The sequence below is a fragment of the Streptomyces zhaozhouensis genome (assembly GCF_900230195.1).
GTDB lineage: Bacteria > Actinomycetota > Actinomycetes > Streptomycetales > Streptomycetaceae > Streptomyces > Streptomyces zhaozhouensis.
In genome coordinates this window covers 78,074-99,536 of record NZ_OCNE01000006.1, presented here as the reverse complement: position 1 = coordinate 99,536, position 21,463 = coordinate 78,074, and the positions used below count along the sequence as shown (strand labels likewise).

19 protein-coding genes and 2 pseudogenes are annotated in these 21,463 nt (G+C 72.8%); 14 read left to right on the top strand and 7 right to left on the bottom strand.

The genetic code is table 11. The annotated features are described in order from the left end of the window. The first annotated feature begins 68 nt into the window (after window positions 1–68). The 10 genes from CRP51_RS11450 (at window position 69) to CRP51_RS11410 (ending at window position 9,235) form a co-directional block, all read left to right on the top strand. A complete protein-coding gene (locus CRP51_RS11450; RefSeq protein ID WP_097230988.1) occupies window positions 69–1,535 on the top strand; it encodes a DHA2 family efflux MFS transporter permease subunit in 1,467 nt (488 codons plus the stop codon). Between the two features lie 100 nt (window positions 1,536–1,635). Beyond that, entirely contained in the window at window positions 1,636–1,788 is a 153-nt protein-coding gene (locus CRP51_RS28800; RefSeq protein WP_170970516.1) for a hypothetical protein, read from the top strand. Then, a complete protein-coding gene (locus CRP51_RS11445; protein WP_097230987.1) occupies window positions 1,785–2,141 on the top strand; it encodes a DUF488 domain-containing protein in 357 nt (118 codons plus the stop codon). Before CRP51_RS28800 ends, CRP51_RS11445 begins: the two co-directional genes overlap by 4 nt. Before the next feature lie 148 nt (window positions 2,142–2,289). After that, a complete protein-coding gene (locus CRP51_RS11440; RefSeq protein WP_097230986.1) occupies window positions 2,290–2,943 on the top strand; it encodes an NADPH-dependent F420 reductase in 654 nt (217 codons plus the stop codon). A gap of 10 nt (window positions 2,944–2,953) precedes the next feature. Then, window positions 2,954–3,700: a peptidoglycan recognition protein family protein gene (locus tag CRP51_RS11435; protein WP_097230985.1), complete on the top strand. Its 747-nt coding sequence runs from the start codon at window positions 2,954–2,956 to the stop codon at window positions 3,698–3,700. After that, a complete protein-coding gene (locus CRP51_RS11430; RefSeq protein ID WP_245880527.1) occupies window positions 3,697–4,812 on the top strand; it encodes a PP2C family protein-serine/threonine phosphatase in 1,116 nt (371 codons plus the stop codon). Before CRP51_RS11435 ends, CRP51_RS11430 begins: the two co-directional genes overlap by 4 nt. A gap of 136 nt (window positions 4,813–4,948) precedes the next feature. Further along, the gene (dnaK, locus tag CRP51_RS11425; RefSeq protein ID WP_097230984.1) at window positions 4,949–6,811 is read left to right on the top strand and encodes a molecular chaperone DnaK; all 1,863 of its coding nucleotides are present in this window, start codon (window positions 4,949–4,951) and stop codon (window positions 6,809–6,811) included. After that, window positions 6,808–7,494, top strand: coding sequence for a nucleotide exchange factor GrpE (gene grpE, locus CRP51_RS11420; protein ID WP_097230983.1), 687 nt, complete (start codon window positions 6,808–6,810; stop codon window positions 7,492–7,494). The genes dnaK and grpE overlap by 4 nt, the downstream gene beginning before the upstream one ends. A gap of 81 nt (window positions 7,495–7,575) precedes the next feature. Beyond that, window positions 7,576–8,778, top strand: a complete 1,203-nt coding sequence (dnaJ, locus tag CRP51_RS11415; RefSeq protein WP_097230982.1) for a molecular chaperone DnaJ — start codon at window positions 7,576–7,578, stop codon at window positions 8,776–8,778. Window positions 8,779–8,782: 4 nt separating this feature from the next. After that, a complete protein-coding gene (locus CRP51_RS11410) occupies window positions 8,783–9,235 on the top strand; it encodes a heat shock protein transcriptional repressor HspR (RefSeq protein ID WP_097230981.1) in 453 nt (150 codons plus the stop codon). Between the two features lie 109 nt (window positions 9,236–9,344). Here the strand turns inward: CRP51_RS11410 and CRP51_RS11405 are convergent, their stop codons facing one another. Then, window positions 9,345–10,013, bottom strand: a complete 669-nt coding sequence (locus CRP51_RS11405) for a phosphatase PAP2 family protein (protein ID WP_097230980.1) — start codon at window positions 10,011–10,013, stop codon at window positions 9,345–9,347. A gap of 154 nt (window positions 10,014–10,167) precedes the next feature. Between CRP51_RS11405 and CRP51_RS11400 the strand changes: the two genes are divergently transcribed. Beyond that, a complete protein-coding gene (locus CRP51_RS11400; protein WP_097230979.1) occupies window positions 10,168–11,004 on the top strand; it encodes a trypsin-like serine peptidase in 837 nt (278 codons plus the stop codon). A gap of 138 nt (window positions 11,005–11,142) precedes the next feature. Here the strand turns inward: CRP51_RS11400 and CRP51_RS11395 are convergent. Together CRP51_RS11395 and CRP51_RS11390 are read right to left on the bottom strand one after the other, a co-directional pair. Then, window positions 11,143–11,728 (bottom strand): annotated as a pseudogene (locus CRP51_RS11395) (Uma2 family endonuclease). A gap of 176 nt (window positions 11,729–11,904) precedes the next feature. Beyond that, complete coding sequence (locus CRP51_RS11390; protein ID WP_245880526.1) at window positions 11,905–12,516, bottom strand: Uma2 family endonuclease; 612 nt, start codon at window positions 12,514–12,516, stop codon at window positions 11,905–11,907. A gap of 252 nt (window positions 12,517–12,768) precedes the next feature. On the opposite strand from CRP51_RS11390, the gene clpB reads away from it, so the two are divergent. The 3 genes and pseudogenes from clpB to CRP51_RS11375 all read left to right on the top strand — a co-directional run bounded on the left by clpB (window position 12,769) and on the right by CRP51_RS11375 (window position 16,554). Then, window positions 12,769–15,372, top strand: a complete 2,604-nt coding sequence (clpB, locus tag CRP51_RS11385; protein WP_097230977.1) for an ATP-dependent chaperone ClpB — start codon at window positions 12,769–12,771, stop codon at window positions 15,370–15,372. A gap of 202 nt (window positions 15,373–15,574) precedes the next feature. After that, window positions 15,575–16,138, top strand: a pseudogene (locus CRP51_RS11380) (YbjN domain-containing protein); the annotation flags it as partial. A gap of 98 nt (window positions 16,139–16,236) precedes the next feature. Continuing rightward, window positions 16,237–16,554: an MTH1187 family thiamine-binding protein gene (locus CRP51_RS11375; protein ID WP_097230975.1), complete on the top strand. Its 318-nt coding sequence runs from the start codon at window positions 16,237–16,239 to the stop codon at window positions 16,552–16,554. 91 nt (window positions 16,555–16,645) lie between these two features. Here CRP51_RS11375 and CRP51_RS11370 read toward each other — a convergent pair whose 3' ends face one another. Genes CRP51_RS11370 through CRP51_RS11355 form a run of 4 tightly spaced genes read right to left on the bottom strand, consistent with a single transcriptional unit; the run spans window position 16,646 to window position 21,392 of the window. Continuing rightward, window positions 16,646–17,713: an ABC transporter ATP-binding protein gene (locus CRP51_RS11370; protein WP_097230974.1), complete on the bottom strand. Its 1,068-nt coding sequence runs from the start codon at window positions 17,711–17,713 to the stop codon at window positions 16,646–16,648. Further along, entirely contained in the window at window positions 17,710–18,852 is a 1,143-nt protein-coding gene (locus CRP51_RS11365; RefSeq protein ID WP_097230973.1) for an ABC transporter ATP-binding protein, read from the bottom strand. Before CRP51_RS11365 ends, CRP51_RS11370 begins: the two co-directional genes overlap by 4 nt. Beyond that, window positions 18,852–19,868 (bottom strand): ABC transporter permease, encoded by a 1,017-nt coding sequence (locus tag CRP51_RS11360; RefSeq protein WP_097230972.1) that lies wholly within the window; start codon window positions 19,866–19,868, stop codon window positions 18,852–18,854. Before CRP51_RS11360 ends, CRP51_RS11365 begins: the two co-directional genes overlap by 1 nt. 12 nt (window positions 19,869–19,880) lie before the next feature. Then, complete coding sequence (locus CRP51_RS11355) at window positions 19,881–21,392, bottom strand: ABC transporter permease (RefSeq protein ID WP_097230971.1); 1,512 nt, start codon at window positions 21,390–21,392, stop codon at window positions 19,881–19,883. Between the last annotated feature and the right edge of the window lie 71 nt (window positions 21,393–21,463).

The window sequence follows — 21,463 nt, the reverse complement described above, 5'->3', positions numbered from 1 at the left end:
GATCGCGCGGCCGGCACCGCGAGGCGCCGGCCGCCCCGCAACGTCTTCCGTTTCCCGAGAGGCCGGCCATGTCGCCCACCGCCCCGCGTTCGCCCGTCGCCATAGCCCTGGTGACGGCGCTCGCCTCGTTCACCATCGTGATGGACACCACCATCGTCAACGTCGCGCTGCACGCGCTGGCCGCCGAGTTCGACGCCCGGCTGACCACCATCCAGTGGGTCACCTCCGCCTATGTGCTGGCGCTGGCCTCGGTCATCCCGGCCGCGCCCTGGGCGATGGGGCGGTTCGGGGCGCGGCGGGTCTACCTGTCGGCGATCGGCGTCTTCGTCCTCGGCTCGACGCTGGCGGGGCTGGCGTGGGACGCGCAGTCGCTGATCGCCTTCCGCGCGTTCCAGGGGTTCGGCGGCGGGCTGATCACCCCGGTGGCCATGTCGCTGGTGCTGCGGGCGGCGGCCGCGGCGGGCGGGGGACGGCAGGGGATGCTGATGAGCCTCTCCGGGCTGTCGCTGCTGGTCGCGCCGGCGCTGGGACCGGTCTTCGGCGGCTGGCTGGTGGACGAGGTCTCCTGGCGGTGGATGTTCCTGGTCAACGCGCCGGTGGGGGCGCTGGCCGTCGTGCTGGGCGCGCGGATCATCCCGGCGGACGAGCCGGGGCGGGCCGGCCGGCTGGACGTGCCGGGGCTGCTGCTGCTCTCGCCCGGGTTCGCCGCGCTGATCTTCGGGCTGACCCGGGCCAACGAGTCGCCCGACGGGTTCGCGGCCGTCGACTCGTGGCTGCCGCTGCTGCTGGGGCTCGCGCTGGTGGGGGGCTTCGTCCGGCGGGCGTTGACGACGCGGGGACCGCTGCTCGACCTGCGGCTGCTGCGGCACCGGCCGCTGGCGCTCGGGCTGGTGGGGCTGCTGCCGTTCGTCATGGGGTACTTCGGCTCGATGCTGCTGACGCCGATGTACTTCCAGCTGGTCCGGGGGGACACCGTCATGGAGTCCGGGCTGATGACGATCCAGCTGGGGCTCGCCGCCGGGGTCACCATGCAGGTGGCCGGGCGGTTGGCGGACCGGGTGGCGCCGCGGTGGATCGTGCTGCCGGGGGTGCTGCTGGCGGCGACGGGGATGGGCTGGTTCACGCTGGTGGCCGAGGTGGGCGCGGCGGAGTGGGAGCTGCGGACCTCGCTGGCGCTGCTCGGGGTGGGCGCGGGCGCCACGATGATGCCGAGCATCACGGCGGCGAGTCGTTCCGTCGGGGCGGCCGATGTGCCGGCGGCCAGCACGCTGCTCAACATCGGGATGCAGCTGGCGACCGCCGTCGGTGCCGCGGTGATGGCGGTGCTGCTGGCCGGCCGGTTGGGGGGAACGGGCGAGGACCCGGCGGCGCGGGCCGACGCCTTCCAGGGGACCTACGGGTGGGCGGTGGCGCTGCTGCTGCTGGCGGCGGTGCCGGCCGCGTTCCTCTCCCGGCGGCCGCCGGCTCGGCCAGATGCCGTCGCGGGGGGCGCCCGATCGGAGGAAGCCGCGGACGAGGCGTCCGAAATCCGATAAGTGGCCCGGTGTTTACGCGCACCATGGGACGAGCGGCCGGCGCCTGAGCCGGCCGCTCGTTTCGTCTTCGGCGTTCTTCTTGCGGAGAGGGTGGACCGGGATGGCGGTCGTGCGGACCCAACGGCAGCGGTTCTGGTGGTGGCTGTTGCTCGCCGTCGGTGTGCTGCTGGTGGTGGGTTCGACGGTGCTGTGGACGTCCCCACCGTTCGAGCGCTCGGGCGGCGGCCACGGAGTGGAGGGAGGCGGACGGTGATTCGGGTGCGACGGGTCTACGACGAGCCGGACGGGGACGACGGCGTCCGGGTGCTGGTGGACCGGATGTGGCCGCGGGGGGTCAGGAAGGCGGAACTGCCGCTGGACGAGTGGCCGAAGGAGGTCACCCCGTCGACGGAGCTGCGGCACTGGTTCCACGGGCCCGACGGGGACTTCGACGGCTTCCGCGCGCGCTACCGGGCGGAGCTGGCCGAGGAGCCGGCGGCCGAGGCGCTGCGGCGGCTGTCGGGGGTGGACACCTCGGGGCGCACGTTGACGCTGCTGACCTCGGCGAAGGACCCGGAGCACGGGCATCCGGCGGTGCTGGTCGAGGTGCTGGAGGAGATGCGCTGAGCCCGGTCGGGGGCGGGGTGGGCGTGGCTGCGGTGTCGTCGCCGGGTCCGTTCCGGTGGTGGGGCGCTCGCGCGGTTGCCCGCGCCCCCCTTGGATGGCGCGGGGTCGCCGAGATGCGGGGGCGGGGGGCCCGTGCTGGCATGAGGGGGTGACAGTGACCATCGTGGGGGCGGGCCGGATGGCCCGTTCCCTAGCGACCAGGGCGCTCGCCGGCGAGTACGCCGTGCGCATCGTCGACCGTTCTCCCCAGAAGGCCGCCGACCTCGCCGACCAGCTGCGGTCGGCCGCCCCCGCCGGCGCGGCCCCCGACGTGCGGGGCTCGGACGCCCTCGCGGTCGAGGGCGCCGACCTGGTGGTGCTGGCCGTGCCGTACCCGGCCGGCCTCGCGGTCGCCGCCGAGTACGGGGCGGCGCTGGCCGGTTCCGTGCTGGTGGACATCTGCAACCCCGTCGACTTCGCCACCCTCGACGGCATGGCGGTCCCCGCCGGCACCTCGGCCGCGGAGCGGATCGCCGCCGAGGCGGCGCCCGGGGTGCCGGTGGTGAAGGCGTTCAACACCTGCTTCGCCGGGCCGCTGCTGGGCGGCCGGGTCGCCGGGCAGCCGCTGGACGTGCTGATCGCCGGCGACGACGCGGGGGCCAGGCAGCGGGTCGCCGCGTTCGCCGCCGCCGGGGGCCTCAACCCGCTGGACGTGGGGCCGCTGCGGCGGGCGCGGGAGTTGGAGGCGCTCGGCTTCCTCCACATGGCCTCCCAGGAGCGCCTCGGGCTGAACTGGTCGAGCGCCGTCAAGTTCCTGACCTGAGGCGGCGAGGATGACCGTGCACCGGCTCGCCGTCTTCGCGGCGGTACTGCCCATCGCCCTCGTGGTCACCTGGGACGCCCCTCCGCTCTCCCCGCCGGGTGCCGGCGCCGAACCGGAACGGCCGCTGCCCGCCGTCGAACGCCCCACGGCGGCGCCGCACGTCGTCACCCGGGAGGAGTGGGGAGCCGACGAGGAGTCGCGCACCGAGCCGGTCACCTACACGGGCCCGGCGCGCGCGGTCTTCATCCACCACACCAACCACCCGGACGACTACGACTGCGCCGACGCGCCCGAGATGCTGCGTGCGATGCAGAGCCACCACGTCAGCGGTGAGGGGTGGGACGACCTCGGCTACAACTTCGTGGTCGACAAGTGCGGCACCGTCTACGAGGGCAGGGGCGGCGGCGTCGACCGCTACGTGCTGGGGGCGCACACCACCGGGTTCAACTACGACACCGTGGGGATCGCCGCGCTGGGTGCCTTCACCGACCCGACGGCGGTGCCGCCCGAGCTGGTGGAGGCGATCGCGGAGGTCGCCGCCTGGAAGCTGCGCCCCGGCACCGACCCGGGCGAGCGGGTGCGGCTGGTGTCGACGAACGACGACAGCATGGTTCCCGAGGGGGACCCGGCGGAGTTGGACGTGGTCTCGGGCCACCGCGACATCGTGCAGACCGACTGCCCGGGCGACGCGCTCTACGCGACGTTGCCGGAGATCAGGGAGACGGCGGCGGGGTTGCGGGTGGCGGGCGCGCGGTGACCGTTCCGGCGCCGTACGGCGGTGGGCGGGCGGCGGTGCCGAAGGAGCTGTGGCTGGTGCCGTGGGTGGTGCTGGCGGTGACCGCGCTGGTGCAGTCGCTGGCGCCGGGGTGGGTGGAGCTGGGGTTCGTGTTCGCGGCGCTGCCGCCGTTGACCGGGCTGATCTACGGGCCGTGGCGGACCGCGGCGTTGGGGGCGGCGACCGTGGGACTGCTGATGCTGCCGCCGACGAGGCCGGCGCACATCGGGGACGCGGATCTGGGGGCGGTGGCGGCGATCGCGGCGTTCAGCGTGCTGGTGGCCTGGGTGCGGGGCCGCTACAGCAGGGAGCTGGTGCGGGTGGGCACGGTGGCCGAGGCGGCGCAGCACGCGGTGCTGCCGCCGGTCGCCGAGCGGGTGGGCGCGGTGGCGTGCGCCGGCCTCTACCGGGCGGCGCAGGTCGCGGCGCTGGTCGGCGGCGACCTGTACGACGTGCGGGAGGGGCCCCACGGGGTGCGGGCGCTGGTGGCGGACGTGCAGGGGCACGGGCTCGCGGCGGTCGGGACGGTCGCCTCGTTGCTCGGCACGTTCCGGGAGGCGCTGCTGGACGAGCCGGAGCTGGCGGGGGTGGCCGCGCGGCTGGACCGGCGGTTGCGGATCGAGACGGCGAACGCGGGGGACGGTCCCTCAGAACTCTTCGCGACGGCCGTGCTGTTGGAGTTCCCGCCGGACATGCGGTCGGTGCGGTTGGCGTCCTGCGGCCATCCGCCGGTGCTGCTGCTGCGGGGAGGCGCGGTGCGGGAGCTGGCGGCGGAGCCGGCGCCGCCGCTGGGGCTCGGCCTGGGGCCGGTGGAGCCGCGGCCGCTGACGGTGGGGCTGCGGGAGGGGGACGTGCTGCTGGGGTACACGGACGGGGTGACGGAGGCGCGGGACGCGTCGGGCGCGTTCTACCCGCTGGGGAGCCGGCTGGCGCGGCGCTATGCCGCGCGGGGGAGGCGGGGGCCGGAGCCGGGGGCGCTGGTGGAGTTCGTCTGGGAGGACATGACGCGCTTCGCGCGGGGTGTGGAGGACGACGTGGCGCTGCTCGCGCTGCGTCCGGAACGCGGCGGGGACGCCGCGCGTTCCTCTCGTTGAGCCAGGTCAGGGACGCCTTGATGGGCCCGGGGAGAACAAGGTTGAGTCGACTTTGCTCAGGGCGTTTGACCGGGGGGTGGTCGGTGGGGCAGTCTTGAGTCAGCCCCACTCAAGCAAGTAGCTGGAGGAATCCGAAATGGCACGTGCGGTCGGCATCGACCTGGGCACGACGAACTCCGTCGTCAGTGTTCTCGAGGGCGGTGAGTCCACCGTCATCACCAACGCCGAGGGCGCCAGGACCACGCCGTCCGTCGTGGCCTTCGCGAAGAACGGCGAGGTGCTGGTGGGCGAGGTGGCCAAGCGCCAGGCCGTCACCAACGTGGACCGGACGATCCGCTCGGTCAAGCGCCACATGGGCACCGACTGGAAGATCGGCCTGGACGGCAAGGACTTCAACCCGCAGCAGATCAGCGCCTTCATTCTCCAGAAGCTGAAGCGCGACGCGGAGTCCTACCTGGGCGAGAAGGTCGCCGACGCGGTGATCACCGTTCCCGCGTACTTCAACGACCACGAGCGGCAGGCCACCAAGGAGGCGGGCGAGATCGCCGGCCTCAACGTGCTGCGCATCGTCAACGAGCCGACGGCCGCCGCCCTCGCCTACGGCCTGGAGAAGGACGACCAGACCATCCTGGTCTTCGACCTCGGTGGCGGCACCTTCGACGTCTCGCTGCTGGAGATCGGCGACGGCGTCGTCGAGGTCAAGGCGACCAACGGCGACAACAACCTGGGCGGTGACGACTGGGACCAGCGCGTCGTCGACCACCTGGTCAAGCAGTTCGCCAACGCCCACGGCGTGGACCTCTCCAAGGACAAGATGGCCCTCCAGCGGCTCCGCGAGGCCGCCGAGAAGGCGAAGATCGAGCTGTCCTCGTCCACCGAGACCACGATCAACCTGCCCTACATCACGGCCTCGGCCGAGGGCCCGCTGCACATGGACGAGAAGCTCACCAGGGCGCAGTTCCAGCAGCTGACCTCCGACCTGCTGGAGCGCTGCAAGGTCCCGTTCCACAATGTGATCAAGGACGCCGGCATCCAGCTGTCCGAGATCGACCACGTGGTCCTCGTCGGCGGCTCCACCCGGATGCCCGCCGTCGCCCAGCTCGTCCGCGAGCTGACCGGCGGCAAGGAGGCCAACAAGGGCGTCAACCCGGACGAGGTCGTCGCCATCGGCGCCAGCCTCCAGGCCGGCGTGCTCAAGGGCGAGGTCAAGGACGTCCTGCTGCTCGACGTCACCCCGCTGTCCCTCGGCATCGAGACCAAGGGCGGCATCATGACCAAGCTGATCGAGCGCAACACGACGATCCCGACCAAGCGCTCGGAGATCTTCACCACGGCCGAGGACAACCAGCCGTCGGTGCAGATCCAGGTCTACCAGGGCGAGCGCGAGATCGCGGCGTACAACAAGAAGCTGGGCATGTTCGAGCTGACCGGCCTGCCGCCGGCGCCGCGCGGCGTGCCGCAGGTCGAGGTCACCTTCGACATCGACGCCAACGGCATCATGCACGTCTCCGCCAAGGACCTCGGCACCGGCAAGGAGCAGCGGATGACCGTCACCGGCGGCTCCGCGCTGCCGAAGGACGACATCGAGCGCATGATGCGCGACGCCGAGCAGTACGCCGACGAGGACGCGCAGCGCCGCGAGGCCGCCGAGACGCGCAACCAGGCGGAGCAGCTCGTCTACACCACGGAGAACTTCCTCAAGGAGAACGCGGAGAAGGTCCCCGGCGACGTCAAGACCGAGGTCGAGACGGCCGTCGCCGACCTGAAGGAGAAGCTCAAGGGCGAGGACACCGCCGCGATCCGCGAGTCCTCCGAGAAGGTCGCGGCCACCAGCCAGAAGCTGGGCCAGGCGATGTACGCCGACGCGCAGGCCGCGGGCGGCGCCCAGGGCGCCGAGGCGGGCGGCCAGGCCGGCGCCGCGGGCGCGCCCCAGGGTGACGACGACGTCGTCGACGCCGAGATCATCGACGACGACAAGCCGAAGGGCGGTGCGGCGTGACTCAGGACCCGCAGGGCTTCGACAAGGAGCCCGAGGTCCCGGACGCCGAAGCGGCGACCCCCGAAGCCGAGAGCGAGCCGAGGGTGCCCGAGGCGGGCGGCGAGGCCCCCGCCCCGGGCGCGGCCGAGGGCCAGGAGGACGGTGAGCTGTCGGCCGCCCAGGCGGCCGAGGTGGCGCTCACCGCCCAGCTGGACCAGGCGCGCACCGCGCTGCACGAACGCACCCAGGACCTCCAGCGGCTTCAGGCCGAGTTCCAGAACTACCGCCGCAGGGTGGAGCGGGACCGGGTCGCGGTCAAGGAGGTGGCCGTCGCCAACCTCCTGACCGAGCTCCTGCCCGTGCTGGACGACATCGGCCGCGCGCGGGACCACGGCGAGCTGGTCGGCGGCTTCAAGCAGGTCGCCGAGTCGCTGGAGACGGTCGCGGCGAAGATGGGCCTGGCGCAGTTCGGCAAGGAGGGCGAGCCCTTCGACCCGACCGTGCACGAGGCGCTGATGCACAGCTACTCGCCCGACGTCACCGAGACGACGTGCGTGCAGATCCTCCAGCCCGGGTATCGCATCGGCGAACGCACCATCAGGCCCGCCAGGGTCGGGGTCGCCGAGCCCCAGCCGGGCAAGGCGGCCGAGCCGGAGGACGGGGCGCCGGAGCAGGACGACGACGGCGGCTCGGACGAGGGCTGAGGCGGTGGCTGACACCAGGGACACCGTGGCCGCGCGGGTCGCGGACCCGCGGGCAGCGGACCGGAAGGAGGGACGCCGGGGATGAGCACCAAGGACTTCATCGAGAAGGACTACTACAAGGTCCTCGGCGTCCCCCGGGACGCCACCGAGGCGGAGATCAAGAAGGCGTACCGCAAGCTGGCCCGGGAGAACCACCCCGACGCCAACGAGGGCGACGCCAAGGCCGAGGAGCGGTTCAAGAACGTCTCCGAGGCGTACGACGTCCTCGGTGACGCCAAGCGCCGCAAGGAGTACGACGAGGCGCGCGCCCTCTTCGGGAACGGCGGCTTCCGCCAGGGCCCCGGGGGCGGCGGCCAGTTCAACTTCGACCTGGGCGACCTCTTCGGCGGCGGCCCCGGCCAGCAGCCGGGCGGCGGAGCCGGTGCGCCGGGCGGCGCGGCCGGCGGGTTCGGCGGCGGCCTGGGCGACGTCTTCGGCGGCCTGTTCAACCGGGGCGGTCCCGGTGCCACCCGCACCCAGCCGCGCCGGGGCCAGGACGTCGAGTCCGAGGTGACGCTCAGCTTCACCGAGGCGGTCTCCGGGGCCACGGTCCCGCTGCGGATGTCGTCGAGCGCCGCCTGCAAGTCCTGCTCGGGCACGGGGGACAAGAACGGCACCCCCCGGGTCTGCTCGACCTGCGTCGGCACCGGCCAGGTCAGCCGGGGCGGGGGCGGCGGCTTCTCGCTCACCGACCCCTGCGTGGACTGCCGGGGCCGGGGCCTGATCGCCCAGGACCCGTGCGACGCCTGCCGCGGCAGCGGCCGGGCCACCAGCTCCCGCACCATGCAGGTCCGGATCCCGCCCGGCGTGGACGACGGGCAGCGGATCAGGCTGCGCGGCAAGGGCGCGCCCGGCGAGCGGGGCGGCCCGCACGGCGACCTGTACGTGGTGGTGCACGTCGACGAGCACCCGCTCTTCGGCCGGCGTGGCGACAATCTCACCCTCACCGTGCCGGTGACCTTCCCCGAGGCGGCACTCGGTGGTGAGATCAAGGTGCCGACGCTCGGTGGCCCCCCGGTCACGCTCAAGCTGCCGCCCGGCACCCCGGGCGGTCGCACGATGCGCGCCAGGGGCAAGGGCGCGGTCCGCAAGGACGGCACCCGGGGCGATCTGCTGGTCACGATCGAGATCGCCGTGCCACGCGAGATGGGCGACGCCGCACGGAAGGCCCTGACGGAATATCGCGCCGCGGCCGAGGGAGAGGACCCGAGAGCGGGGCTGTTCGAGGCCGCGAAGGGAGACTGACGAGATGGACGGCCGGCACGGACCCAGCAGCAATCCCTACGAACTCACCGAAGAGACGCCGGTCTACGTCATCTCCGTGGCCGCGCAGCTCTCCGGGCTCCACCCGCAGACGCTGCGGCAGTACGACCGGCTCGGCCTGGTCTCCCCGGACCGGGCCGCCGGGCGCGGCCGCCGGTACTCGGCGCGCGACATCCAGCTGCTCCGCCAGGTGCAGCGGCTCTCGCAGGACGAGGGGATCAACCTCGCCGGGATCAAGCGGATCATCGAGCTGGAGAACCAGGTCGCCGCGCTCCAGTCGCGGGTGGCCGAGCTCCAGCAGGCCGTGGAGGGCGCCGCCGTCGCCATGCGGCAGCGGGAGGCGCAGGTGCACGCCTCCTACCGCAGGGACCTGGTGCCCTACCAGGACGTGACCCAGTCGTCGGCGCTGGTGGTGTGGCGGCCCGACCGCCGCCGCTGAGCCCCGGCCGGGCCGGCTCGCTCCGGCGCCTCGGTCCTCGCGACGCCCGTTTCCCCCCGGGGGAGCGGGCGTGCGTCGTTCCCGACGCGGCACCGGCGTGGCGCCGGGGTCAGGGCGCCCGCGGGTAACGGTCCAGGGCGCGGCCGAGCAGAGGGAGGAACGCGCAGCTCAGCGCCGTGGCCAGCAGCCAGCCCGCGACGACGTCCGACACCCAGTGGACCCCCAGATAGACCCGGCTGAAGCCGATCGCCACCGCCCACAGCGCCGGAACGCCCACCGCCAGCGCCCTCGTCCACGGCCGCCGGCAGCGCGTCAGCAGCGCGACCGCCAGCCCGATCGCGACCAGCGCCGAGGTGGTGGCGTGCCCGGAGGGCAGGGACGGGTTGTGCACATGGATCACCCAGTCGGCCTCCGGCGGCCTGGGCCGGTCGATCACCGTCACCAGCGCGAACCGCAGCAGCAACGCCAGCAGCAGCGCGGCCCCGCCGGCCACCGCCCCGAACCACCGGGCGCGCCGCGCCGCCAGCGCCCCCGCCGCCATCGCCAGCAGCAGCGCCGGCACCCGGGTGCCGGAGGCGGAGACGACCGTGAACACGTCGTCCCAGCCGGGCGTGCGGTGCCGCAGCGCCCACTCGTGCGCCGAGCGGTCCACCGCCAGCGGATCGTTCCCGCCCGCCACCACGACCACGACGAGCAGCGCGCACAGCGCCGCGCACAGCACCGCGGCCGGAACGGCGAGCGGCGGCCGGCCAACGGCGCGCGGGCGGCGGGGCACCATGGCCCGATCCTAGGCGCGCACCTGGCGAAACGTCAGCCGGGCGTGCGCCCGCGCGGGGTGTCAACGTGCCGCGCCACGGGCCGATCCGACATCACCCACTCGTTCGGCGGAGAGTGGCTGGACTTCACCCCGGGGCGATCCGAGGGTGTTCGTTATGAACCTTGTGCGCCTTCCCATAGCCGTCGCCGCCGTCGTGGCGGCGCTGTTCGTCACGGCGCCCCCGGCGGTGGCCGCCGACCCCTGGGCCCAGGGGACGGTGAACACGGTGGGGAAGATCATCTGGGAGGCCGGCGACGGCCGTCTCGGGCTCTGCTCGGGCGCGGTCGTCGACGCGCCCAACGGCAGCGTCGTCGCGACGGCGGCGCACTGCGTCAGCGCGCGGGAGAGCCCGAGCGCCCCGGGGGACGTCTACTTCGTGCCGGCGTACGACCACGGCAGGGACAGCTACCGCAAGGACGGCTGGCGGGTCTCCGCGTTCCATCTCCCCGAGGAGTGGGACCCGAACGGCGAGACCGGCGCGATCCTCCCGCACGACTACGCGTTCCTGACGCTGGAGCCGAAGGACGGGGTGACCGTTCAGGAGGCCGTCGGCGCCAACGCGTTGCGGTTCGAGCCGGTGCGGGAGAGCGGCGAGGTCGCGGTCCTCGGCTACCCGGCGGCCGACCCGTACGACGGCGAGTCGCTGCGGTACTGCGCGGGCGAGACCAACGTGCTCGACGAGAACGAGGCCGAGCCGGTCAACCTGGGCGGGCTGCTGCTCGACGGCTGCGACCTGACGGCCGGTTCGAGCGGCGGGCCCTGGATCCAGGACTACGACGCCGAGACCGAGTCCGGCACGGTGGTCGCGGTCATGTCCGTCGGCAGCGGCGAAGGGCAGGTCGTCGGCCGCCCCTACCCCGAGGCGGCCCGCCCCCTCCTCGCCGCGGCGGGCGCGGAGGCCGCCGGCGACACCTTGCCCGCCGGCCCGGAGGTGCCCCTCTCGGACAGGTGAGGGCCGGTGCCGGTGGGCCCAACTGGCTTCCGGGGCCGGGGAACTGATAGGACGGGACATTCTCCTCGCCGGCCCCTCCGAGGGCTTCGGGGCCGGCGAGGGTCGAACGACGGCCGCACGGCCGCCCGCCGCCGGGGCTCAGAGCAGGCGGCCGGTGTCGAGGTCGAAGGCGAACGGGTCGGGGAGCGGGAGGGGCTTGCCGTAGGGGACCGAGTAGGTCGCCCGGTAGTCCCGGCCGGCGGGCTCGCTGTGCAGGGTGACGGCCCCCCGCTCCCGGTCGATCAGCAGATAGAGGGGGACGGCCCCCGAGGGCGTAGAGGCGGCGCTTGGCCTCCCGGTCCAGCTCGGCGCGGGAACTGGTGATCTCGGCCACGAGGGCGACCCCCTCCGGCTCCATCCACGAGGGCGCGTCGTCGAAGAGGGCGAGGTCGCAAGGCGCGAAGGTGGCGTCGGGGACGGTCATGTTGCGCAGCTTCCGACCGTCGCCGGGGAGGGCGAGCCCCTTGTTCCCCGCGACGTCCATGTCGGTGGCCGAGAGTCTCAGCACCTGGCGGACCAGATGGCTGAAGTTCGCCTCGTGGGCGCCGACCGGTGGCGGGGTCACGACGATCTCACCTTCGACTAGCTCGGCGTGGAAGCCCTCGGGCGTGTCCAACGCCAGAAAGCCGTCCAGGAGGGAGTCGTCATCGATCGGCATGGACTGCTCATGCGCCATAACCGTCATAGTGCACCTCCGTTTCCTCGCTGACCAGCATCCCTGGCAGGGGCGCGGCCGAGGGTGCGTTCCGCTCCGTTCACCTGAAGGAGTTGAACGGGGCGATCCGTTGACCGCCGGCAGTCAGGGCGGACGAGCCGCGTCGACAGGTCGCCCGGAGTTCCGGCGCGGTCGACTGCCCCCGGTCAGAGCAGGCGGCCGGTGTCGAGGTCGAAGGCGAACGGGTCGGGGAGCGGGAGGGGCTTGCCGAGCAGGACCTGGTGGTGTTGTGCGTATCCCTGTGGCGAGGGCTCGCTGAACAGCGTCGCCGCGCGCCGGTCGCGGTCGATCAGCAGGTAGAGAGGGATGCCGCCCTGCGCGTAGGCCAGCAACTTGTCGACGCGGTCCCGCTCGGGCCGTGAGCTGGTGATCTCGGCAACCATGGACACGCCCTCGGGTGTCATCCACGCGGGGGCGCCCCGGAACGGCTCGGAGGCGAGCGGTGCGAACGTCGCGTCGGGCACCACGCGGTTGAGCGGGAAGAGGCCACCGCGCGGCAGCAGCAGCCCCTTGTTGCCTGCGCTGAGCATCTCCACCTTGGCGCGGAGCAGAACCTCACGCGCCAGCGCGGCCACCATGTACTCGTGGTCGCCGTCCGGGGGCGGGGTCACGACGATCTCCTCCTCGAAGACCTCCACCCGGAAGCCCTCGGGAACCTCCAGGCCGCGTAGAGCCACGTCGAGGATGTCATCCGGTGTCCCCGCGCCGGGGTCGTCGGCCGACGCGAGTCCGGAGTTCTGGGCAACCATGAGTGTCATAGTGCCTCCTCTCCTGTCAGGGAACCAGTCTTTCGAGGACGCCGTGCCGGGGCCAGCGGCGAGGGTGTCAAGCACACGAAGGTGGGGAAGTTCGGCTCTTCGTTGACGCGGGCCACGGGGTGGGTGATCACCGTCCCGCGGCTTGCTCGGTGGCCCCCGCCAGGAGCTTGAGTGAGGTACGCTCAACTAATCGCACGTAAGCTCTGGCAGGGCCGGAGCAGGGTGGCCGTGGGATCGGAGGAGTACCGCGAAGTGAACGCCGAGTTGACCAACAGGAGTCGGGACGCCATCAGCGGCGCCAGCCAGCGCGCGCTCACCGAGGGGCATCCCGACATCACCCCGGAGCATCTGCTGCTGGCGCTGCTCACCGGCCGGGACAACGAGAACGTGCAGGATCTGCTGGCCGCCGTCGAGGCCGACCAGGCCGCGCTGCGGTCGGGCGCCGAGCGGCTGCTCGGGCAGTTGCCGCAGGTGCAGGGCGCGTCCGTCGCGCGTCCGCAGCCGAACCGGGAGCTGCTGGCCGTGCTGGCCGACGCCCAGCAGCGGGCCGGGCGGCTGGGGGACACGTTCGTCTCGACCGAGCACCTGCTCATGGGGCTGGCCGCCAGGGGCGGCCAGGCCGGCGGGCTGCTCACCGAGCAGGGGGCGAAGGCCGAGCGGCTTGAGGAGGCGTTCCAGTCCGCGCGCGGGGAGCGCCGGGTGACCTCGGCCGACCCGGAGGGGACCTACAAGGCGCTGGAGAAGTTCGGCACCGACCTGACGGCGGCGGCCCGCGAGGGCCGGCTCGACCCGGTGATCGGCCGGGACCACGAGATCCGCCGCGTCGTGCAGGTCCTCTCCCGCCGGACGAAGAACAACCCGGTGCTGATCGGCGAGCCGGGCGTCGGCAAGACCGCCGTCGTCGAGGGGCTGGCGCAGCGCATCATCAAGGGGGACGTGCCCGAGTCGCTGCGCGACAAGCGGTTGGTCTCGCTCGACCTGGGCGCCATGGTGGCCGGCGCCAAGTACCGGGGCGAGTTCGAGGAGCGGCTGAAGACGGTGCTGGGCGAGATCAGGTCGAGCGACGGCCAGATCATCACGTTCATCGACGAGCTGCACACGGTCGTCGGCGCCGGCGCGGGCGGCGACTCCGCGATGGACGCGGGGAACATGCTCAAGCCCATGCTGGCCAGGGGCGAGCTGCGGATGGTCGGCGCGACGACGCTCGACGAGTACCGCGAGCGCATCGAGAAGGACGCCGCGCTGGAGCGCCGCTTCCAGCAGGTGCTGGTCGCCGAGCCCGACGTGGAGGACTCGATCGCGATCCTGCGCGGACTGAAGGGCCGCTACGAGGCGCACCACAAGGTGCAGATCGCGGACGGCGCGCTGGTGGCCGCCGCCACCCTCTCCGACCGCTACATCACCTCCCGCTTCCTGCCGGACAAGGCGATCGACCTCGTCGACGAGGCCGCCTCCCGGCTGCGGATGGAGATCGACTCCTCGCCGGTGGAGATCGACGAGCTGCGGCGGGCCGTCGACCGGCTGCGGATGGAGGAGCTGGCGCTCGCCAACGAGTCGGACGTCGGCTCGCGCCAGCGGCTCGGCCGACTCCGCGCCGAGCTGGCGGACCGCGAGGAGGAGCTGCGCGGCCTGACCGCCCGCTGGGAGAAGGAGAAGCAGGGGCTCAACAGGGTCGGCGAGCTGAAGGAGCGCCTCGACGAGGCCCGCGGCGTCGCGGAGCGCGCCCAGCGCGAGGGCGACCTGGAGGCCGCCTCCAAGCTGCTGCACGGCGAGATCCCCTCGCTGGAGCGCGAGCTGGCCGCCGCTTCGGAGGCCGAGGAGGAGGCCAAGAAGGACACGATGGTCAAGGAGGAGGTCGGCCCGGACGAGATCGCCGACGTCGTCTCCTCCTGGACGGGCATCCCCGCCGGCCGGCTGCTGGAGGGCGAGACCGAGAAGCTGCTGCGGATGGAGGAGGAGCTGGGCCGCCGGCTGATCGGCCAGCGGGAGGCGGTCACCGCCGTCTCCGACGCGGTGCGCCGCGCGCGGGCCGGGGTGGCGGACCCGGACCGGCCGACCGGTTCCTTCCTCTTCCTCGGCCCGACGGGCGTCGGCAAGACCGAGCTGGCCAAGGCGCTGGCCGACTTCCTCTTCGACGACGAACGCGCCATGGTGCGCGTCGACATGAGCGAGTACTCCGAGAAGCACTCGGTGGCGCGGCTGGTCGGCGCCCCGCCCGGCTACGTCGGCTACGAGGAGGGCGGCCAGCTCACGGAGGCGGTGCGCCGCCGCCCCTACACGGTGGTGCTGCTGGACGAGGTGGAGAAGGCGCACCCGGAGGTCTTCGACACGCTGCTCCAGGTGCTGGACGACGGTCGGCTCACCGACGGGCAGGGCCGCACGGTCGACTTCCGCAACACCCTGCTGATCCTCACGTCCAACCTGGGCAGCCAGCACCTGACCGACCCGCTGGCCAAGCCGGAGCAGCAGCGCGAGGAGGTGCTGGCGGCGGTGCGCGCCGCGTTCCGGCCCGAGTTCCTGAACCGCCTGGACGACCTGGTGGTCTTCCGGACGCTGGACGGCGAGGAGCTGCGGCGGATCGCGGCGTTGCAGGTGGCGGCGATGCAGCGGCGGCTGGCCGACCGGCGGCTGACGCTGGAGGTCACCGACCTGGCGCTGGAGTGGCTGGCGATCCAGGGCCACGACCCGGCGTACGGGGCGCGGCCGCTGCGGCGGCTGGTGCAGACGGCGGTCGGCGACAGGCTCGCGCGGCGCATCCTCGCCGGTGAGGTGCGGGACGGGGCGACGGTCCTGGTGGACGCGGCGCTGGACGGCGACCTCACCGTCGAGCCGCAGGCGCCTCCGCCTCCGGCGTAGGCGGGGGCGACCACGGTCCGGGGCGGTGGCGGCGGGGTGCCGTCGTCGGCGCCCCGGCGGGGTCGCTCGCGCGGTTCCCCGCGCCCCGGCACGCGCCTGTGGGCGCGGCTTGGGGGGACATGCACCGTTCCTGCTGGTTGCCCGGCGGGGGCGGTGGTGGGGGAGGATGGGGAGTCCGCTAATCCGTACGAAGGGACCCCCCGTGTCCGTTGACCCGTCCGCCATCCCGAACTTCGGGGGGCGGTCCGACAAGCCCGAGCAGCAGGGCGGCCAGGAAGATCAGCCGAGGGCGGCGAAGCCGACCGGCCCGATCATGCCGAACCAGGACCTGCTCAAGCAGCTCCTCGACCGGATGCAGCTGAAGTACGTGGTGGACAAGCAGGGCGACCTGGTGGCGCCCTGGAAGCAGTACCGGATGTACTTCATGTTCCGGGGCGAGGAGAAGCAGCGCGTGCTCTCGGTGCGCACCTTCTACGCGCGCCCCCACACGCTCGACGACAAGCCCCGGCTGCTGGAGAGCGTCGACGAGTGGAACCACACCACCCTGTGGCCCAAGGTCTACACGCACACCAACGACGACGGCACCGTGCGCCTCGTCGGCGACGTGCACATGCTGCTGGGCGCCGGTGTCGCGTTCGACCACTTCGTGGCGAGCGTCGTCAGCTGGGTGCGCGCCGGCATGGAGTTCGACCGGTGGCTGGTGGAGCGCCTGGGGCTGGCCAAGGACGTCGACGACGCCGAGGGCACCGAGGGCTCGGACGGTGAGGAGAACGGCGACACCGTCGCCGACGCCTCCGACGAGCCGGCGGCCGGGTCCGACGCGGGCGAGGGCGGGAACGACACCCGGAAGCCGGGGGACTCGGCGTGATCGTCGCGTTCTCCGTGACCCCCGTCGGCGCCGGTGAGGACGTGGGCGAGGAGGTCGCCGAGGCCGTGCGGGTGGTCCGCGACAGCGGGCTGCCGTACCGCACGGACGCCATGTTCACCTCGCTCGAAGGCGACTGGGACGAGGTGATGGCGGTGGTCAGGGACGCCGTCGCCGCCGTCGAGGCCAGGGCGGGGCGGGTCAGTCTGGTGCTCAAGGCCGACATCAGGCGCGGCGTCACCGACGGCCTGGACGCCAAGGTCCGGCGCGTCGAGGAACTCCTCGCGGACGGCGCGCGGGACGACGACAGCCCCTGACGAGGACCGCCCCTGGCGGACGGTCCTGTCGCAGGGGCGGAGAGCCGAACGGGCGGGCGCCGACCGTGGCAGGGTCCGGCGCCCGCCGGGCTCAGTCGTCCTTCGCCCCACCCGCCGGCGCCTCGGCCGCCGCGACCACCCCGGGACCGGCCTCCTCCGCGAAGTGGCAGGCCACCGGGTGCCCGGTGCCACGGTCGCGCAGCTCGGGCTCCTCGGTCGCGCAGATGTCCTGGGCCTTCCAGCAGCGGGTGCGGAAGCGGCACCCGCTCGGCGGGTCCAGCGGGCTCGGCACGTCCCCGGTCAGCACCGTGCGCCGCCGTTCCCGCTCGCGGCGCGGGTCGGCCAGCGGCGCGGCCGACAGCAGCGCCTGGGTGTAGGGGTGCGAGGGCCGCTCGTAGACCTCGTCCCTGGTGCCGGTCTCGACGACCTTGCCCAGGTACATCACCGCGACCCGGTCGGAGATGTGGCGCACCACCGACAGGTCGTGGGCGATGAACACATAGGCCACGCCCAGCCGTTCCTGGAGGTCCTCCAGCAGGTTGACCACCCCGGCCTGGACCGAGACGTCCAGCGCGGAGACCGGCTCGTCCAGCACCAGCAGCTTCGGCTGGAGCGCCAACGCCCGCGCGATGCCGATGCGCTGGCGCTGGCCGCCGGAGAACTCGTGCGGGTAGCGGTTGCCGTGCTCGGGGCTGAGGCCGACCAGCTCCAGCAGCTCGGCGACCCGGGCCCGGCCGCCGTCCCGCCACAGTCCCTGCACCTTCAGCGGCTCGGCGATGATGTCGTTCACCGGCAGCTTCGGGTTGAGCGAGGCGTACGGGTCCTGGAAGACCATGCCGGCCTTGCGCTGCACCGGGCGCAGCTGGGCGGCCCGCAGCCCGGTGATCTCCTGGCCGTCGAACCGGACCGAGCCCGAGGTCGGCTTGATCAGTTGGAGCAGCGCGCGGCCCGTCGTCGACTTGCCGCAGCCGGACTCGCCGACCACGCCCAGCGTCTCGCCCTCGTTGACGGCGAACGACACCCCGCTCACCGCCTGGACCTGGCCGACCACGCGGCGCACCAGACCCCCGCCGCGCACCGGGAAGTTGACCACCAGGTCCTCGACCCGCAGCAACTCCCTCGCGTCGCCTTCCTTCTCCAGCCCGGTCGTCGCGGTCATCGGCCCTCCTTCGGGGTGCGGAAGAACGCCGTGGCGTCCTCGGCCTCGGCCAGTCGCCCGCTGTGGTGGCACGCGGCCCTGTGCCCGTCGCCGACGTCGGTCAGTCCCGGCTCCTCCGTGCGGCAGACGTCCGTGGCCAGCGGGCAGCGCGGCGAGAACGGGCAGCCGGGCGGCAGCGAGATCAGCGAGGGCGGGCTGCCGCCGATCGGCCGCAGCCGTGCGTCGCGCTCGCCGTCCAGCGCCGGGATCGAGCCCAGCAGACCGGCCGTGTAGGGCATCCGGGGCTCGTAGAAGACGTCGTCGGTCGCGGCGACCTCGACCGGCTTGCCGGCGTACATCACCAGCGTGCGGTGGGCCATGCCGGCGATCACGCCGAGGTCGTGGGTGATCATCAGGATCGCCGCGTTGACCTCGTCCTTGACCTCCAGCAGTTTCTCCAGGATCTGCGCCTGGACCGTCACGTCGAGCGCGGTGGTCGGCTCGTCCGCGATGATCACGTCGGGGTTGTTGATGATCGCCATCGCGATCATGACCCGCTGCCGCATCCCGCCGGAGAACTCGTGCGGATACGCCTTCAGCCGCCGCTCCGCCTGCGGGATGCCGACCAGGTCCAGCATCTCCCGCGCCCGCGCCAACGCCTGCCGGCGCGGCACCAGATGGTGCGCCAGCACCGCCTCGGCCAGTTGGTCGCCGATGCTGCGCACCGGGTTCAGCGAGGTCATCGGGTCCTGGAAGATCATCGCGATCTTCCGTCCGCGCAGCGCCCTTTGCTCCTTGGGCCGGAGCGACAGCAGCTCCTGGCCCCGGTAGCGGATCGAGCCGCGGATCCGGGCCGTCCTCGGCAGCAGGCCCATGATCGCCATCGACGAGACGGACTTGCCGGAGCCGGACTCGCCGACGATGCCCAGCACCTCGCGGGAGCGCAGCGTGTAGCTCAGGCCGCGCACCGCCCGCACCACGCCGTCGTCGGTGGGGAACTCGACCGTCAGGTCGTCGACGGTCAGGATCTCCTCGTCCGTGGGCGGCCTGGCGTCGGCCAGCGTGCGGGCGGCGTGCACCTCTTCTGCGGTCTCCGTCACCGCCGCCTCCCCCGGGGGTGGCGACGCGGACGGGGATTTGATGGGGGGAGTCAGGGACATCAGTCACGCACCCGGGTCTGTCGGGGGTCGAAGGCGTCGCGCAGGCCGTCGCCGATGAAGTTCACCGACAGGGCGATCGCGATGATGAAGGCGCCCGGCCAGTAGAAGAGCCAGGGCCGCACGCTCAACGCCGTGCGGTAGTCGGTGATCAGCCGGCCCAGCGAGGTGTCGGGGGGGCGGACACCCAGGTTGAGGAAGGACAGCGCCGACTCGGTGAGCACCGCGCCGGCGATGGTCAGCGTCGCCGAGACGATGATGATGCCGACCGTGTTGGGCAGGATGTGCTTGAAGATGATCCGCCCGGCCGAGGTGCCGACCGAACGGGCCGCCTCCACGTACTCCTTCTCCCGCAGCGACAGCACCTCCCCGCGCACCAGCCGGGCGATCTGCGTCCACATGCACAGGCCGAGGAAGACCGCGAAGAGCAGCACTCCCTTGCCCGCGACGATCACCCCGATCAGCCCGGCGAGCAGCAGCGTCGGCACGGCGATCACCACGTCGGTGACCCGCATCAGCGCGGCCTCGACCCAGCCCCTGAGGTAGCCGGCGAGCGCGCCGATCACGGTGCCGACCAGGGTCGCCACCAGACCGACGATCACCGCGATCAGCAGCGACACCTGGGCGCCGCGCATCGTCAGGGCGAAGTAGTCGCGGCCCACGTTGTCCTGGCCGAACGGGTGCTCGCCGAGGCTCACCCCGCCGCCGCCGAGGAACCCGGGCACCACCGACAGGGTGGGCCGGCCCTCGCCGACGACCGAGCCGGTGGTGGACGGGTCCTTGTCCCACCAGCCGGGGATGGGTCCGGCGCCGATGCTGGTGACCGCGAGGATCACCACCAGGAAGAACAGCACCATGCCGGCCAGCGCGCCCTTGTGCCGGAAGAACCGGCGGCGCACCAACTGGCCCTGGGAGCGGGCGACGACGTTCATCCCGTGGGTGACGGCCGCCTCGCTTCCCGCGTCCTCGGGCGGGGTGCCCTGGGACTTCGCCACCCCGCTCTCCGCGTTTCGCGTCATGGTCAGTCTCCTTTACGACAACCGGATGCGAGGGTCGAGGAAGGCGTAGACGATGTCGGCGACCATGTTGAAGACCACGATCGCGCCACCGGCCACCAGGAAGAAGGCCATGATCGGCATGGGGTCGCCCTGCTCGATGCCCTGGAAGAGCAGCGAGCCCATGGCCGACCAGCCGAAGACCTCCTCGGTCAGCACCGCGCCGCCGACGATGGTGCCGATGTCGTAGGCGACCAGCGTGGTGATGGGGATCAGACCGTTCCGCAGCACGTGCCGGGTGACCACGGCCCGTTCGCTCAGCCCCTTGGCGCGGCCGGTGCGGACGTAGTCCTGGTTCATCACCTCCAACATGCTGGCCCGGGTGTAACGCGTGTAGCTCGCCAGCGAGACCAGGACCAGGGCGAGCGTCGGCAGCGCCAGGTGGCCGGCCGAGTCCAGGCCCGACTCCCAGAACGTGCCCTGGTAGTTGGGGGTCTCGGCGCCGATCGTCGAGATCGGGCGGCCGCCGACGGAGTCGCTGTAGTCGGCGAACGACTGGAGCATCCGGTCGGTGAAGATCACCGCGCCGGCGAACAGGCCGGTCAGGATCGACGCGGGAACGGCGGCCCTGCGGTACAGCTCGCCGCCGAGGAACCAGCCGACGGCGCCGCTGATCGCCACGGTGAGCAGCGCGAGACCCACCACGGTCAGCAGCTCGGGGTCCTTCAGCACCGGCCTCAGCGCCAGCGAGGCGACCACGCCGATGCCGGCGGTGATCAGCGCGGCCTGGAGCGGCGGCTTCCATTCGAGGCCGCTGACCAGGGTGGTGAAGCCCAGCGCGCCGCCGAGCGCGGTCAGCGCGATCACGATCGGGCCGAGCCCGGGGTCGGCGAACCAGCCGGTGGCGGAGAGCACCGCCAGCAGCACCGCCATCGCCGCAGTGGCGGAGCCGAACGCGGTCAGCCGGCTGCGCCGGTCGCCGACCACGAGCGAGCCGCAGGCGAGGCCGACGACCAGGGCGATCGCGCCGATGAAGACGGGGGAGACGGTCGGGTCGGCGAGCCAGTCGTTGAAGTCGAGGGCGAGGAACTGCTTCAGCATGGTGCCGACCCAGAAGAGCGGCAGCGAGAAGCAGACGAAGGCGACGAAGGTGACGGTCTGGTCGAGCGCCGTGTACTGCCGCAGCGCCGAGACGACACCGACGGCGATGCCGATCACGATGGCCAACACCGTCGCGCCGGTGATCAGTTGGAGGGTGGCGGTGAAGGCGTTCTCCAGGGCGGCGTTGACCTGCTGGCCCTGTCGGTCGACACCGAGGTCGCCGGTGAGAACGTCCGCGAGCCAGTTGAAGTAGCGGACGATGACGGGGTCGTCCAGGCCCATTCGTTCGGTGATCTCGGCCATCTGCGCCTCGCGGGCACCGTCCGGCAACTGCCGTGCCTCGGCGAGCGGATCACGGATGCGGGTCGCGAGGAAGAAGACCACGACCGTGGAGGCGAGAAAGACCCAGATCGAGACGAAGAGCCGCCGCGCGATGAAGACGAGCATGGCGCAGACTCCTGAGGTTCACGTGGGTGGGGGAGTGGCGTGTGACGTGGGGGGACTGGGGAGTTGGTGCC